The organism is Arcicella aurantiaca (genome assembly GCF_003148625.1).
Classification (GTDB): Bacteria; Bacteroidota; Bacteroidia; order Cytophagales; family Spirosomataceae; genus Arcicella; species Arcicella aurantiaca.
In genome coordinates this window covers 172,350-188,532 of record NZ_QGGO01000007.1, presented here as the reverse complement: position 1 = coordinate 188,532, position 16,183 = coordinate 172,350, and the positions used below count along the sequence as shown (strand labels likewise).

Genomic DNA, 16,183 nt, shown 5'->3' with positions numbered 1-16,183 from the left:
TAAAAGTATGAATCCAAAATCATATTCAAAATACAAATATGAAGATTTAATCAATCTTGGTATTCAGGTAAAGAGAACTGAAATATTTGGAAAAATAGTTGATTCAAAGCCCAGTGATTACTTATTAGAAACTTTATCGTTTAATTCTCAGCTCCCAATGGCAACCGAAAAAGCTAAATGTGAACTGATTATTTCGCCAATATTAAATGAAGTTGTAAGGAAAAATTTAAAGAAATTAACCTACTTTTCAGGCTATAACTTTGATGTAGATGAAAAAAACGGCTTAAAAGGTTTTTGTGATTATTTGATTTCAGCCATCTATGATTCACCCATGATTGAAGCCCCAATTATCAGCATTATTGAAGCAAAAAATGATAATTTCGAGTTGGGAATTCCGCAATGTATTGCCACTATGTATGCCGCTCAAATCTTTAATGAAAGAAAAGGGAAGGAGCAAAAATCAGTTTATGGAGCAGTTTCTATCGGGACAGAATGGCAGTTTTTGAAATTAGAAAATATGATTGCTTATCAGGATACAGAATATTATTCCATCAGAAATTTACCCGAATTATTGGGAGTTTTACAGACCATTGTTGAGGAGTATTGAAATATAAAAGATTAAAAAATAAATGTTAACCAACACAGCACAAGAAATTAACTTCGTCATTGATTTTGACTCAACTTTTACTAAAGTTGAAGGACTTGACGAATTGGCAGCCATTGCCTTGAAAGGTCATAAAGACCAAGACAAAATTGTAGGTCAGATTAAAGCTATTACTGATAGAGGTATGGCTGGCGAAATCGGATTTGCGGAATCCTTGAAAGAAAGAGTAGCTCTTTTGCCTGCTAATAGCTCGCACGTAACGGAGTTGATTGAGTTTTTGATGGGAAAAATCTCTGATTCATTTGCTCGCAACGAAGCCTTCATTCGTGAAAATACTAAAAATATCTATATTGTATCGTCTGGATTCAAGGATTTTATTGTGCCTGTGGCTGCTTCAATGGGTGTTTTAGAGAAAAATGTTTTCGCTAATACTTTCACTTACGACGAAGAAGGAAACATTACAGGTTACGACGAAAGCAATCTGTTATCACAAGATAAAGGCAAGGTGAAATTATTGCAATCGCTTGATTTTGAGGGAGATATTTACGCAATTGGTGACGGCTACACAGATTACGAAATGCGTGAAGCGGGTTTGGCAAACAAGTTTTTTGCTTTTACAGAAAACGTTGAACGCCAGAAAGTTACCGACAAAGCAGACGAAATCGTACATTCATTTGATGAGTTTTTGTATATCAATGGGTTAAGTCGTTCACAGTCGTATCCGAAATCAAAAATTAAGGTTTTATTATTAGAAAACGTTCACCCAAAAGCTGTTGAAGCATTTAAAATTGAAGGTTTTCAAGTAGAATTATTGAAAGGAGCTTTGGATGAGGACGAATTAATTGAGAAAATTAAAGGCGTATCAATCTTAGGTTTACGTTCAAAAACAAACCTGACGAAACGAGTTTTGGAACATCCAAACGCAAGTCGTTTGATGGCTGTTGGTGCATTTTGTATCGGAACAAACCAAATCAATTTGGACGAATGCGAGCGTAGAGGTATTGCAGTTTTCAATGCTCCCTACTCAAATACTCGTTCGGTAGTAGAAATGGCAATCGGTGAAATGATTATTTTGACCCGTGACATCATGACGAAATCGAACAAAATGCACGAAGGTGTTTGGGATAAATCTGCCAAAAATTCTTACGAAATCAGAGGGAAGAAATTAGGTTTGGTTGGTTACGGAAGCATCGGAACACAAATTTCTGTCATTGCAGAAGCTATGGGTATGCAAGTTTATTTCTACGATGCCGTTGATAAATTAGCTTTAGGAAATGCCAAGAAATGTAAAACTTTAGAAGAATTATTAAACATTTCTGATTTTATTTCGCTGCACGTAGATGGACGCAAATCAAATGCAAACATCATTGGTGAACGTGAATTTGCTCAAATGAAAGACAATGTAATTTTCATAAATCTTTCTCGTGGACACGTAGTTGAAATTCCTGCTTTGGTAAATGCCTTGAAATCAGGAAAAGTTTGGGGTGCGGCAGTTGACGTTTTCCCTTACGAACCAAAAACAAACGACGAAGAATTTATCAATGAATTGCGTGGTTTGCCAAGAGTAATTTTAACACCACACGTAGGAGGTTCAACTGAAGAAGCCCAAGCGAATATTGGCGAATTTGTACCAAGTAAATTGTTACAATTCATGAACAATGGTAGCACGTATGGTTCTGTGAACTTCCCTGAATTGCAGTTACCTCCGTTGGAAGATGCTCACCGTTTGTTGCATATTCACCAAAATGTACCAGGTATTTTAGCAAAAATCAACAATATTTTTGCCAAATATAATGTAAATATCAAAGGTCAATATTTGAAAACTACCAACGAAATCGGTTATGTTATCACTGATATTTCAAAAGAATATGCCGACGAAATTGTAGCAGAATTGAAAGGAATTGATAATACAATTAAGTTTAGATTATTGTATTAAATAGGCATTGGGATTTAGTTGTTGGGCATTTGCATTGAAACTCGCTATTAATCAAGCTATTACAACATAATCAAACACGTACTGATTTCACATATAGTTAGAAAATGATAAAGCCCCTTTCTTTTCAGATTGGGGCTTTCTATTGCATAGCGGTACAGGTAAATAAAAATGTCAATAACTCTTTTTAGCAGGAACGATTCTACTATCCAGAGCCGTCCAAAGCAAGTTTTTATAGGTATCCCCAAGCGGTATTGGAGTATCTTTGTCCAAGTAAATATTTCCGCCTTCTACATATTCAATTTTATCCAAAGAAATAATAAATGAACGATGAACACGTAAAAAATTATCGTGTGGCAACGTTTCATTTCCTTCCAAATCTTTCATATTCAAAAGTGACACAAATTTACCTTTGGTTGTATTAAAAGTTACATAATTTCCTAACCCTTCAATAAAAAGGATTTCCGAAAAGAATATTTTTTGCATTCGGTTATCGGTTTTCACAAAGATAAAATCCTTCGTTTTTATGCCACTGTTTGAAGGAACTTCAATAGGAATTGTAGGTGGAAATAAAATATCCTGAGCCTTCTGTACAGCCTGTAAAAGTCGTTCAAAAGAAATTGGTTTTAATAGATAATCAATCACATTATGTTCATATCCATCAAGTGCATATTGTTTATAAGCGGTTGTGAGGATAAATTTACATCTACCTTTAGTTAGTTTTATGAAATCCAATCCCGAAAGTTCAGGCATTTGAATATCAATAAAAATCAAATCTATTTTTTGAGTATAAATTATCTCCAAAGCCTCCACAGGTCCAAGACTTACAGCTACTATATTTAAAAAAGGGATACTCTTGACATGAAATTTTATGACATCAATCGCTGCCTGTTCATCATCAATTACTAAACAATTTATCATAGTGTTATTCTAATTTAATATACAAAGCCACTTCATAAAATTCTGGTTCATGCTTGATATCTAAGCTATAATTATCAACATATCCCAGAGAAAGTCGCTTTTGTGTGTTATCAATTCCAATACCTTCAGAATCCTCCTTGGGGCCTCGTCGGGTAAGATTAAAAGTAGTAAAGAATAAATTATTATCTTCAACTTTTAATCTTATTTTCAGCGGATTATTCTTATCAAATAATTCTCCATATTTAAGGGCATTTTCAACAAAAGTTATCAAAATCAAGGGCATAATTTCATGCCTCTTTTCGACTCCTACTATATCGAATTCTACTTGTAAACGTCCATTAAAACGCAATTGATTGATTTCAACAAAGTTCTGTATATGTTTTATTTCTTTTTGTAAAGAGACTTTCAAGTTATCGTCATCATCGTCAATTGCATAGTGCATCATGTCCGTTAGTAAAGAAATTCCCTTTGATAGATTGGGAGAATATGGCAACGATTCATGGTAAAAATAATTCAATTTTCGGAAGAGAAAATCAGGGTTAATTTGATTTTTCAAGTTATATAACTGAGTCTCTATAATAGATTGTTCGAGATAGTGATTTTCTTGCTCAATTTGTATTTTAATGCGTTCTTGTGTTACAATTCTATTAACATACCAGAATACAAAAACAAAAGGGAAGACACCCAATATATCAATTAAATTAGCCACATAATTTTCAATAAATGTAAGGTCAACTGATTTATCCCCTTCAGCAACAGGAAGAAAATTATTCATTAAAACACTCACAAAAGCAACTCCTCCAATATTAAAAATCATTAATAGAATAAATTTCGAGATTTGCTTTTTTTCCAAATATAAGGGTATAATACAATATAGAGTTATGTAAAAAACTATCGTTTTTACAAGTACATTATATAAAATAATAAGAAGAGATACTATATAAATTTTTGTAGGAGAACCAGTAAAATGCCCTACACAATGAAACAAATAATTTATTGTCCATAAAATAATATGAAATTTCAAACTTTTCATGGCACTATCGACATTTGAAAGTTATTCTCCATTTCTGTATGACTAAACATGATATTACATTCTTTAAAATAGGATATTTTTTGCTTAATACTTTCTACACTTTCAAGAATATGTGGGATGGTTACATTATTTTTTTTAATATAATAACCTGAAAACATTACGTAATTATCGTCAATATCCATTTTTAGTTTTATCTGCATACCAAACAAGCAACAATGTTCCAAAATAGGTAGAAATATTAATGGTCTAACCTTTTTGAAGGTAGGATTGCCATTGATAGAAACAACAATTACATCAGAATATCTATTTACATTTTCCAAATCAATATAGTTTTTCAAATAATTTATTTCATTTTCCAATAATGCTTTGCCTTCATAATGATTATCCCTAATTGTATATCTCATCATATCTGATAGTTTAAGAATGGCAGTTGATGTACTTTTAGAATAAGGCAAAAATTGGGCATAGAAAAAGTTTAACATATTATAAAAAAAATGAGGATTTATCTGATTCTTTAGTGCCAATAGTTCTGCACTTAAAATATTATTACGCAATACATTTTGTTTATCTTGAAGAAAACGTTGATATTTTGCATTCGCAATAAAAATTTTACTAAACCAAAAAATAAGAGCAAAAGCAAAAGAATGTTGTATCGAAAGAATTGTAAGGTTAATACTTTTTCCAATATTAGGAGAAGGAATATCTTGAGGAGAGAGGTAATGAAACAATTGTCCAACTTGATAATTAATCTCAAAAATTAAAAAAACAAGTATTGCTACAAAAAAACATAATTTAAAATATTTTTTTAAGGGTAAAGTGGATGGAAAAATATTTAAGTTTAGAATATAAAATGATACCACAGTGCCAAAACTTATTTTAAATACACTTACGAAAATACCCTTTATTGTAAAAGTACCTTCATCAATCAAATCTTTTACAAGATAATAGTACATAAAATAATAGTACATAAAATACCCAACCCAAAAAATTATATGATTTCTCTTTTTATCCATTTAGTATGTTCATGTGATTAACTCAAAATTACCAATTCTAAAATAGTCATTGAGAATAAATAGTGTTTTTTACATGAAACAGTCAAAATCATTGATTAACTCCTTTCCATAATGTACCAATACCTTTTCAAACCAAAAATCTCCTAAAATCGGTTTACCCTTGTTTTTGCCCAATTAGTCATTTTTATTGAGGGGTTCGTGTAATATATTTTTTTTTTTGAAAACATAAAACCAACTTTAGGAAAATTAAGGGTTCTACAAGGGTATTCTACACAGGCAGCATTGTCCTCAATATATAAATCAGTCTCTGCACATTTTATAAAAGAGAAGGCTTGTAATTCGTTACAAGCCTTTTTAATTTATTAAAGAATCAAACTTAAATCTACTTTATACAATTTCGAGTCTTCTACAATATTTAACTGATATTTAAATGGATACCCCAGAGCTAATCGTCTTTGTGTATTTACAATCCCTATCCCTTCCGATAATTCAGTTGGTCCTCTACGTTTAAGGTTAAAAGTAGAAAACAGCAACTCGTTATCCACAACCCTTATTTGTATTTTAAGCGGGTTTTCACTATCAAATAATTCTCCATATTTAAAGGCATTTTCAACAAATGTTATCAAAACTAAAGGCATAATTTGATGCTTATTATCAATCTCAGTTACTTCAAAATCAACGTATAAGCGTCCATCAAATCTTAGTTGATTTATTTCAATAAAATTATGAATATGTTTAATTTCTTTTATTAGTAACACTTTTCCATTAGCATCTTCTTCATCAATTGCATAGTGCATCATATCTGTTAACAAGGCAATTCCTTTTGAGAGGTTTGGAGAATAAATGATAGATTCTTGATAAAAATGGTTTAGTTTACGAAATAAGAAATCTGGATTAATTTGATTTTTGAGATTGTTTAATTCTGTTTGTGTAATGGATTGTTCGAGTCGAAAATTTTCCAGTTCTATTATTTGTTGAGCTTTTATTTCTTTTTCTATTTTCCCTATGTAAAATAACGTAAAAGCAAAGGGGAGTGTAAGAATAAATATATTCATCATAAATAAAAAATCTTGCAACATTGATAACTCATTAGAGTTATCTCCCCTTGGAATAGGTATCTTAAAAAAAGTGTAAAAAAAATGGATAAAAAAATGTGTAAAACATATTGACATAAAAAAGAGAATGGTTGTCAAACTATATTTCCCTTTTTCCCAATACCTTGGAATTATAAATAAAAGAGAAATATAATAGGGTATTATATACATACATAAATTCAATAGTATTATAAAAAAGGGATACCAATAAACTTCTGTTTCATATATACCAAAATGTAATATACAATACAACACATAAAATATAGCCCAATAAATTATATGATATTTTAAGTTTTTCATGATAAAATGACAATAAAAATGCTATATAACTCTGTATTATGGGTATAGTTTACACTTAAACTCTGATAATATTTATTGACCATTTTACGTCTTAAAACATTATGAAACTCATCAATATCACTTATCTCTATTTCTTGTTTTTTGGTATAGGTACATACAAATTGTATTTGATTTTCTTCTATTGATATTCCAATGTTCACCTCTTTCCCAAAATGATAACTACTACTCAAAATAGGCTGTAATACCAATGGTACAATCCGTCTATATTTGACGTTACCCATAACAATCAATTGACTTTGATAGCTACTCTGACTTTCAATATTTTCTAAATAGATGTATCTCTCAAGATAAGCTATTTCTTGTTCTAAGGGTATAGTATTAGTTTCATCATTATCTCTGATAGAATATCTCATCATATCAGCAAGGGAAAGAATACTCTTTGAAAGTTTGACTGAATAAGGAATCGACTGTGCGTATAAAAAATTAAGGCTATTATAAAAAAAGTGAGGATTTATTTGGTTTTTAAGGCTCATCAGTTCAGCATTCGATATATGTTTATTCAAGGTAAAATATTTCTTTTCTTTTTCTTTCTTCTGCTCAAGTTCAGCTAATAATTTTTTAAAAATCCAAAATGAAAATGTTATATTAAGGACTCTAAAAAAAGAATATATTACATTTATAAATTCTTGTAAAAATTCAACCGAAGAAAATATCTGAGGATATAATTGCTGTAAACTCCGAAACAATCCATAAATACCTGAAACTATTAAAAAATAAGAACCCAAACTCACCAAAAGCAACCATAAATATTTTTTAGTAGTTAAAAAACGTGGAAATAAAATATTCAAATATAAATATGTGAGAGATAGAGTTGTGACATCTCCAACAAAAATTCTTAAAAAAAATGGAATCGTTAAAGAGCCAGTCCCAATTCTTGCACAAATACTTATCCCATTAATCAATAAAAAATACCCTACCCAAAAAATGATATGATTTCTCCTTTTATCCATTTTACCTATTACAACTTTTAAACAAAATTATCAATTATCAAACTTTCAATACTTCAAAAATCATTTTATTACGTTAAATAGCCTTTAATCGGGGTGAACAGCCTTATATCCTGTATCAACACTTAAAGAAGCCCTTAGTAGTTACGAAGCCTTTTTTCTTTTTCTAACTCTCCTTCCAATTTTCAGCCGTATCTTTGTACATTAAAATTGGAGATTGATATGATGTCAAACATCAATCCCTAATTCACTAATTATTTCATTAAAATCATGGGTGATTTAAAAATAAAAAAAGAAGATATTATTCGAGCGTTATCAACCGTTCAAGAACCTGACTTGAAAAAGGATTTAATAACGCTCAATATGATTAAAGACATTGAATTGGGTGTGGGTGAAGTCCGTTTTACGGTTGTTCTAACTACTCCTGCGTGTCCTTTGAAGGAAAAAATCCGTAAAGATTGTGTTGATGCAATTCATACACACGTTGAACCTGATTTGAGCGTGGTGGTAAACATGACGGCTGATGTTACTTCTTCTCGTATGGGCGGAACGCTTTTGCCTGATGTAAAAAATATCATTGCTATTTCTTCTGGTAAAGGGGGGGTTGGAAAATCTACGGTGACTGCCAATTTAGCAATGGCTCTTAAACAATCTGGAGCAAAGGTTGGTATTATTGATGCCGATATTTCAGGTCCTTCTATTCCTGTCATGTTTGGGGCTGAAGATATGCAACCAATGGTTCACCAAGTTGATGGCAAAAACATGATTCAGCCTATCATGCAGTACGGAATCAAAATGATTTCAATGGGTTTTCTTGCACCACAAGATAATCCTGTGCCTTGGAGAGGACCAATGGCAACGCAGGCTTTACGTCAATTTTTTAGCGATACACATTGGGGAGAATTAGATTATTTATTGATTGACCTTCCTCCGGGAACTTCAGATATTCACCTTTCTTTGGTACAATTAGTTCCTGTAACGGGTGCAGTTATCGTCACAACACCTCAAAAAGTGGCTTTGGCAGATGCTACCAAAGGATTGATGTTCTTCCGTCAATCACAAATTAATGTTCCTGTTTTGGGTGTAATTGAAAACATGGCGTATTTTACACCAGAAGAATTGCCTGATAATAAATATTACATTTTCGGGAAAGATGGGGGAAAGAATTTAGCTACTAAATTTGAGACTGAACTTTTAGGCGAAATTCCAATTGTTCAAGGCATTCGTGAGGCTGGAGATGCTGGTCGCCCTGCGGTGATGGACGAAGGCGTTATCGCTACGGCTTTCCGTGAATCAGCTAATTTATTGGCTCAGCAAGTAGCCATTAGAAATGCCAATAAAGCAAAAACGCAACCTGTACAGGTAAGAGTATAATTTTTGTTATTCGATGTTCGATGTTTGTATTAAAAATTAACAAACATTGAACATCAAATTATGATTTCACTTCGCCTTTCAATTCTATTAAACACTTATTACACAGACAATTACCATCATATTCCCATTCGGTAATATCGGCAATGTATTCGGTTTCGGCTTTGGTCAAAACCAATTTCATACAGTCACATTGCAAGACATTATTTACTTTACAAGTGAAAATTTCTCCGCATCTTGGACAACTATCTGCTACGTGTTTTTCCATATTTATAACTTATCGTATGTTCTGAACTTCCCGAAAGTAAAAAAGAACTTTGGGAAAGTCTAATATGATAATTCAACTTCTACTTTATCCTTAACTCCAAGAAATTATAACCCGTTCCATTACTCTTTTTTTCACCTAAAATAACGTCTATTGGACTGGCAAAAAGTGGACAATCTAATACTACTGTGTGAAATTCGCCATTTTCGCCACATACATCTACTCCTTTCCTTTCCAACGCCACAATGGTTTCTGGGTTTATTATTTTACCTAAAAACCCTTGCCCTAAATGGTCATTGCAAGAAACTATCATGGCTACTACTCCTGATTCAATCATACTGAAAACCAGACCCTTACGGTCTTTTTGCCATAAAGGCAAATGACAATTTAGATTGGCAGATTGACAAACGCTCTCTTCCCATTCTCGGTGAACGTCAATATCTATATCACCAAAAACAGCATCAGTTAATTCATATTGCTGGCTAAGTTCTTGGAGTTTTTGGATAAAATTTCCTGTATAATCACTCCAAGTTGCTGAAATAAAATCAATCGGAACATTCATTGCCTTGGCTTGAGCTTGCAAAATGCTCGTATGCAAGCCGTGCGAGCGACTAATTTCTCCGTTTTCATTCAAAGCATTTAATAAAACTGCTGGTTGCTGATTCATTTGCATCAAAGCAAAACAAGAATCTTTACCACCTGACCATGAGCAAATTAAGTTCATTTATTTAGGAATCAAATCTGTAAAAAAGTAAGTCGAAGTTAAATCATCGCCGTCTGAATTTTTGAAATGATAGGTTTTATCAACGGTTTCTCCAATATCAAATTTAATGGGCTTTTTAAAATAAGGCGTTTCAAAAACGAAGGTATGGAATTCGCCATTTTCACCACAAGGGTCAACCGTTGGTGGTAAATCTTTGACAAAATCACGGTCGAGAATTCTACCACAAAATGATTTATCTAATTGATTTCCATTGATGGCAACGACAATTGTTTTAAAACCTAAATCCCAAAATTCATCTAATAATTCCAAAGAAGGGCGTTTCCAGATTGGGAAAACACCTTTCATGCCTACTTCTGCCAAACGTTGTTCTCGATGTAGGCGTAAATCTTCCAAGAAAATATCGCCAAAAATAGAATATTCAATCCCCGATTCAATTAATGGTTGCATAGTTTCAGCCATTTTTGCTTGATATTCTTCCATCGAAACAGTTTCTGCCAAACGCAATTTTACCAAATCAATACCAATATTTTCAGCTTGTTGGTCGAGCAACTCTTCCCGAACGCCGTGCATCGAAACTCTTTTGAAAGAATCATTCAAGGACGTTAAAAGATATTCAACTTCGTATTCTTTATTTTGAAGAATATGATAAAGAGAAAGGGCTGAGTCTTTCCCTCCAGACCAATTCATTAAGGCTCTTTTTTGCATTTGAATAGTAATTGGGGTTGAGTTTTTAGGTGACAGAGACAGGCTTTACTATTTTCCAAGAATACTAACTTTTGAATCATTATCAGCACAATTCATTTTAATATAAATTTGGTCTGACACTTTCGCACCAGACCAATGAACAAGTTAGAGGCTATTTAATGTGTTATTGTTAAACTAAAATTTCATTGAAAACTGCATAAACTTTGTGTTTCAATGATTCAGGAATATTAAAAAGTGTAGGGTGAAATAATGCTGCCAAAATTTCGATACCATTTACTAAGGTCGAGGCACTTGGTTGGGTAAATAAATCATAATCAAGGATATAAACCGATTTATTTTGTACTGCTTGCAGATTTTCCCAACCTTTTTGGGAACTTAACAGGTGTAATTCTTCTAAACTCCGCTTGGTTTCAAAACCGCAAGGAGCTATGACTAAAACTTCGGGGTCGTATTTCAATACTTTTTCCCAAGAAGTCACAATGCTATCTCCCGAAGGATTACTTAACATATCCACACCACCTGCATACGCAATTTGATGCGGAATCCAGTGTCCACAGTTATAAATTGGTTCAATCCATTCCATGACCATCACTCGCTTCGGCAAAGCCCGATGTTCTCGGAGAATGTCAATGGCGGTATCTATTCGGTTCTGAAGATTCGCCAAATAATGAAAAGCAGCTTCTTCTCGACCCAATGCCGAAGCAATTGTGATGGCAGACTGAAATACATCAGTCAAGCTTTGGGGGGTTAATGTGATGATGAGAGGTGTTTTTTCAAGATTATCAATGACCGCTTGGGTGCATTTGGTATCAATTTGGCAAACTTCACAAACGTCTTGCGTAATAACAATGTCGGGTGCAATGGCTTGTAGTTTATCTTCTTCTACATAATAAAGACTTTTTCCTTGTGCTTTTGAAGCAGAAAAAATACGGTCAATTTCTTCACTCGAATAGTCTTTACCTTCCAAAACACAACGAACTAAAATCTCTTTTTCTGTTCGAGATTTTTGGGGGCATTCAAACGTTACGCCATACAAAAGGTCTTGCAAACCCATGTCGTAAATCATCTGGGTTGCGGCAGGAAGGAAGGAAACGGCTTTCATTTTTTATGATTTATAGAACGCAGGCGGGGTTTGAACCCCGCCTGCGTTAGTTCAATTAGCGTTTTGTGTGTAAATCATATCACAACTTTTACATTAATCATGCAGTGATTGTTTCTGATTTTCCAAAAAATAGAACCATGAAGCTACGCTATCGCTAATTTTGGAAAACGTACTTGCAATAATTCAAATGCCCCGAACATTAATCCACTATATGCTAACGTACCCACCAAAAAGTTTTTCATAAATGGAAATCCTTGAATGAGACATTGTTGTAAACCAGCCCAATCACGGCTCAATGGAAGCATCGTTCTTAAATCTGTTCCGCCACCGATAAACACAATAGTATCTGCCAAAACCCAATGTCCAACTGCCGCACAAATAGCGGCTATGAAAATATTTTTTACATTTATCTTTTGCAAAATTTGTTTGCTGTAAAGTGTAATCAGCCCAAATATGGCATAAATCCAATACCAACCGCTATACATTACGCCATATTTGCCTTGATAAACTACTTTATTTATCACCAAATCACTCACCAAAAGCATCCCCAACGGAAACAAAATGGCTTTCCATTTATTGGAAAAATACGCTCCTCCAAACATACACATAGCACCCAAAGGTGTGTATTCATTGAAAGAAGTCAATTTTTCGACATTCAGAATTCTGATAATAGCCATTACCAAAATAAAAAATAAAAGCGTTAAAAAACGAGGTTTTAATGTCTGTTTCATGGTAGTTGGGGGTATTGATTATTTGGACTAACGCAAGCTGGGTTCAAACCCAGCTTGCGTTTAAATCTGGATTATTAAAACGTTATACTAAGACCTGTCATAAAGTTAAATCTTCGACTATTATAGCCGTAAACATCAAAATATTGTTCGTCAGTAATATTTTTCAAATCCACATAAGCCTTAATGTTTTTTGTAAATTTATATTCTGCATAAAAATCAAGCGTTGTGTAGGCATTTAGCGTTACGCTTTCTGTCTTGAAAGTTGCACTATTATAAAAACGGTCAGTACGTTTTCCGATGCTTCTTAAATTGGTGCTAACATACAATTTAGGAGAAACAGAATAACCAATACCGAAGTTAATAATGCTTTCTGGACGACGGAAAAGGTTGTTGTAAGTAGTATCTTTTTTGGCAATTTGCGTAGTAATTGCTCCTTGCAATAGCGTTACATTTGCCCATAAATTAAACTTCCCGATTTGCGTTTTCCCTTCAACTTCCCAACCATAATCATGTTGTTTATCAAAATTGATATAACGTCCATAAGGGGCTTTTGAAAGAGACTCAAAATAAATAACATCTTTTATGTTTCTATCAAAATACAACACTCTGATATTTGAATTTTTATCTTTCGAGAAGGCTTGAATACCTGCTTCAGTAGAAACTGATTTTTCTGGCTTCAATCCTTTATTTCCGTAAGGAGAATATAATTGGTATAACGAAGGAGCTTTGAAACCAGAAGATAGATTGACAAAAACTTTCAATTGGTCGTCAATCAAATAAGATGGATTAAATGAATAGGTAAAATTGCTACCATACAAAGAATGATTGTTATAACGTCCACCCAATTCTAAGAAAAACCCAGCATTTGTTTTCAATAATCCCGAAGCATACACACTGAAAATATTGGTTTTAGCAGTATCTGCACCAAGAGCTGGCGAAGCATATTTCCCATATTGACTGTATGACACGTAAGTTTGGTCTGTATTAGCAAAACGATAATCTGCACCTGCTACCAATTCAAAATCATCATTGATTTTCAAAGAGTTATAAATTTCTGCGTAGTGAGTATCGCCTCCGTAAAACTGTTTAACATACTTATTGAAAGCTCCTTTTTCTACTGAGGTAGAATCATCCACAAAGTTTCTCTCGCTTTTGCTATATCCGTAATTAAACGTCAATTTACCTTTTGCATAACTATGAACTAAACCCAAAGCAAACATCTTGAATTTTTGGTCGATGGTATAGTCTTTTTCATCAGCAAAAGCACCTGCATCAATATCGTTTTTGTAGCCATTGATTAAAGTACGAAATTTTACTTGAAGGTTTTTAGTAAGATTATATCCAACATTGGCTAAGATATTATTTTGACGAATTCCGTCATTATCGAATCCTTTATTACCATCTTTATCGAAGGCTGCCGAAAAACCATCTGATTGCAAACGAGTGTATTGAACATTGTAATAACCTTTATTAAAAGCTCCATTAATCCCAACGGTTGCTCTGTAAGTTCCATAAGAACCTGCATTTACCGAAGCACTACCACTGATTGGTTGATTTGATTTTCCTTTTTTCGTGAAAATATTAATCACACCAGCCACAGCATCAGAACCATAAAGCGTTGATTGAGCCCCTTTCAAGATTTCAATACGCTCACATTCTGCAACGGTAATCATATTGAGGTCAAAATTTGATGAGATTCCAGAAGGGTCATAAACGGGCATTCCGTCAATTAAAATAAGAGTATTTCCTGTACTTGCTCCACGCAAATACACGTCTTGATTAGTACCAGATGTATTTTGTGAACCCACAATCATAAATCCTGCTTGACGAGTCAATAATTCTGTAATCGTCTGAGATTGATACTTTTGTAGAATAGAATCAGAAAGAATCGTAACCACTTTTCCTGTTTGTGATTGTTTTTGTTCTGTTTTGTTTCCAGTAATAATTACTTCATCTAAGTTCTTATTAGCAACGGTTGATACGTTGTTTTGAGCGAAAGTAAATTGGGCAAAACATAAGCCCACGAATAAAAAGATTTTTTGTAAAGTTTTCAACATTTGAAGGGTTAACAATACATAGAAATTAGTAATTGACTTGATTATTTTTGCATAGAAATACGAAAATAACAAAACCAATCAGAGAAGATTTTGCTCTTCTGACGCTAAAATGATGTAATGTTTGATTAAAAAAAGAGAAATTCTAACGCTCAATTTTGTTCATCCTCCGTAAACAAAAATCAAGAATGATTTAATGGCAGGTCTCCTGACTCGTTTTATCATTACTGAACCTTCCCGATTTCAGTTATCAGTTATCAGTTATCAGCTATCAGAAATTAACTCTGTTTACTGTTTACTGCTTACTGCCAACTGTTCCCAGTGGTTATTGAAGAATGGTAATGACTTTGTAAAACTTACAGTTGCGGGGACAGTATCGGCTTTTACCGATTTCCCTATTAAGCGTTAAATTCGTTCGATAACGAATAGAAAGCACCATAAACTGATGCAAAGGTAGTGGGAAATTTGAAAAATATTATGGTATCACGGGATTTTTTCCCGTGAGGCGTGTTTTGAACGAATACTTATAATTCACATGGGAAGGATTCCCATGCTACATTTTACACCTCTAATCTAAACCCAACGCCGTGAACATTGGTTAATTTAACGCTTGGGTCTTGGCTAATATATTTACGAAGTCGAGTAATGAAAACGTCTAAACTTCTACCTTTGAAATAGTCGTCGTCGCCCCAAATGGCTATCAGGATTTTATCTCTCGACAAAGTTTCGTTTTTATGTTGAACCAAAAACTCCAAAAGGTCTGATTCTCGGTGAGTTAGGTCTTGAATTTTATCCTCAAAGATTAGTTTAAGATTCTTGGTATCAAAAGTATATTTACCAAGTGTATGTACCGTCACAGGTTGTTGATTGGTCTTTTTTCCTGTACGTTTTAAAATGGCTTCGATTCTCAAAACCAATTCTTCAATACTGAACGGTTTTGTCAAATAATCATCCGCACCCAATTTTAAGCCTTTGATGCGGTCTTCTTTCAACGATTTTGCCGTCAGGAAAATAATTGGCACATCACTTCCTGTACTCCGAATGTACTCTGCAAGCGTAAAACCGTCCATTTCTGGAAGCATCACATCAAGAATATAAATGTCGTATTGATTCTGTTGAAAGGCTCTTTGTCCTGCTTTTCCTGTTGTTTGTAGGTCTATTTCGTAGCCTTCTTGTTCGAGATTGTCTTTTACCACAAAACCTAAACTATCGTCGTCTTCAACTAATAATATCTTTGTCATTCGGTTTTTATTTGAATATGTTTTCGATTTCAGTGAATCGAACTACATTTACTTGCTAATTTAGGGGTTTTGAAGAATATTTACA

Annotated in this window: 15 protein-coding genes and 1 riboswitch; of the genes, 3 read left to right on the top strand and 12 right to left on the bottom strand. The window is 33.3% G+C overall.

What is annotated here, in order from left to right; all coding sequences use genetic code 11:
* Nucleotides 1-7: 7 nt before the first annotated feature.
* Nucleotides 8-607 carry a hypothetical protein gene (locus tag LV89_RS08815; RefSeq protein ID WP_109742515.1) on the top strand — a complete coding sequence of 200 codons (600 nt, stop codon included), beginning with the start codon at nt 8-10 and terminating at the stop codon, nt 605-607.
* A gap of 22 nt (nt 608-629) precedes the next feature.
* Complete coding sequence (serA, locus tag LV89_RS08810) at nt 630-2,540, top strand: phosphoglycerate dehydrogenase (RefSeq protein ID WP_109742514.1); 1,911 nt, start codon at nt 630-632, stop codon at nt 2,538-2,540.
* Between the two features lie 171 nt (nt 2,541-2,711).
* Here the strand turns inward: serA and LV89_RS08805 are convergent, their stop codons facing one another.
* The 5 genes from LV89_RS08805 to LV89_RS08785 form a co-directional block, all read right to left on the bottom strand.
* Entirely contained in the window at nt 2,712-3,458 is a 747-nt protein-coding gene (locus tag LV89_RS08805; RefSeq protein ID WP_109742513.1) for a LytR/AlgR family response regulator transcription factor, read from the bottom strand.
* Between the two features lie 4 nt (nt 3,459-3,462).
* Nucleotides 3,463-4,275 carry a sensor histidine kinase gene (locus LV89_RS08800; RefSeq protein ID WP_158279546.1) on the bottom strand — a complete coding sequence of 271 codons (813 nt, stop codon included), beginning with the start codon at nt 4,273-4,275 and terminating at the stop codon, nt 3,463-3,465.
* Nucleotides 4,276-4,487: 212 nt separating this feature from the next.
* Nucleotides 4,488-5,504, bottom strand: coding sequence for a histidine kinase (locus LV89_RS08795; protein ID WP_109742511.1), 1,017 nt, complete (start codon nt 5,502-5,504; stop codon nt 4,488-4,490).
* Nucleotides 5,505-5,866: 362 nt separating this feature from the next.
* On the bottom strand, nt 5,867-6,898 hold the full coding sequence (locus LV89_RS08790; protein ID WP_109742510.1) for a sensor histidine kinase: 1,032 nt from the start codon (nt 6,896-6,898) through the stop codon (nt 5,867-5,869).
* Nucleotides 6,895-7,908 (bottom strand): histidine kinase, encoded by a 1,014-nt coding sequence (locus LV89_RS08785; protein ID WP_109742509.1) that lies wholly within the window; start codon nt 7,906-7,908, stop codon nt 6,895-6,897. The genes LV89_RS08790 and LV89_RS08785 overlap by 4 nt, the downstream gene beginning before the upstream one ends.
* Before the next feature lie 267 nt (nt 7,909-8,175).
* On the opposite strand from LV89_RS08785, the gene LV89_RS08780 reads away from it, so the two are divergent.
* A complete protein-coding gene (locus LV89_RS08780) occupies nt 8,176-9,279 on the top strand; it encodes an Mrp/NBP35 family ATP-binding protein (protein WP_109742508.1) in 1,104 nt (367 codons plus the stop codon).
* A 58-nt stretch (nt 9,280-9,337) separates the two neighbouring features.
* Here the strand turns inward: LV89_RS08780 and LV89_RS08775 are convergent, their stop codons facing one another.
* From LV89_RS08775 to LV89_RS08740, 7 genes are all read right to left on the bottom strand, one after another.
* Nucleotides 9,338-9,544 (bottom strand): cysteine-rich CWC family protein, encoded by a 207-nt coding sequence (locus tag LV89_RS08775; RefSeq protein WP_109742507.1) that lies wholly within the window; start codon nt 9,542-9,544, stop codon nt 9,338-9,340.
* 79 nt (nt 9,545-9,623) lie between these two features.
* Nucleotides 9,624-10,265, bottom strand: coding sequence for a Dph6-related ATP pyrophosphatase (locus LV89_RS08770; protein WP_109742506.1), 642 nt, complete (start codon nt 10,263-10,265; stop codon nt 9,624-9,626).
* A complete protein-coding gene (locus LV89_RS08765; RefSeq protein ID WP_229201494.1) occupies nt 10,266-10,970 on the bottom strand; it encodes a Dph6-related ATP pyrophosphatase in 705 nt (234 codons plus the stop codon).
* Nucleotides 10,971-11,139: 169 nt separating this feature from the next.
* Nucleotides 11,140-12,072 (bottom strand): ABC transporter substrate-binding protein, encoded by a 933-nt coding sequence (locus tag LV89_RS08760; protein WP_109742505.1) that lies wholly within the window; start codon nt 12,070-12,072, stop codon nt 11,140-11,142.
* Nucleotides 12,073-12,215: 143 nt separating this feature from the next.
* Nucleotides 12,216-12,803, bottom strand: a complete 588-nt coding sequence (locus tag LV89_RS25695) for a DUF6580 family putative transport protein (RefSeq protein WP_229201493.1) — start codon at nt 12,801-12,803, stop codon at nt 12,216-12,218.
* A gap of 74 nt (nt 12,804-12,877) precedes the next feature.
* Complete coding sequence (locus LV89_RS08745; protein WP_158279544.1) at nt 12,878-14,857, bottom strand: TonB-dependent receptor plug domain-containing protein; 1,980 nt, start codon at nt 14,855-14,857, stop codon at nt 12,878-12,880.
* A 181-nt stretch (nt 14,858-15,038) separates the two neighbouring features.
* A riboswitch (cobalamin riboswitch) is annotated at nt 15,039-15,312 on the bottom strand.
* 105 nt (nt 15,313-15,417) lie between these two features.
* On the bottom strand, nt 15,418-16,098 hold the full coding sequence (locus LV89_RS08740; RefSeq protein ID WP_109742501.1) for a response regulator transcription factor: 681 nt from the start codon (nt 16,096-16,098) through the stop codon (nt 15,418-15,420).
* Nucleotides 16,099-16,183: the final 85 nt, after the last annotated feature.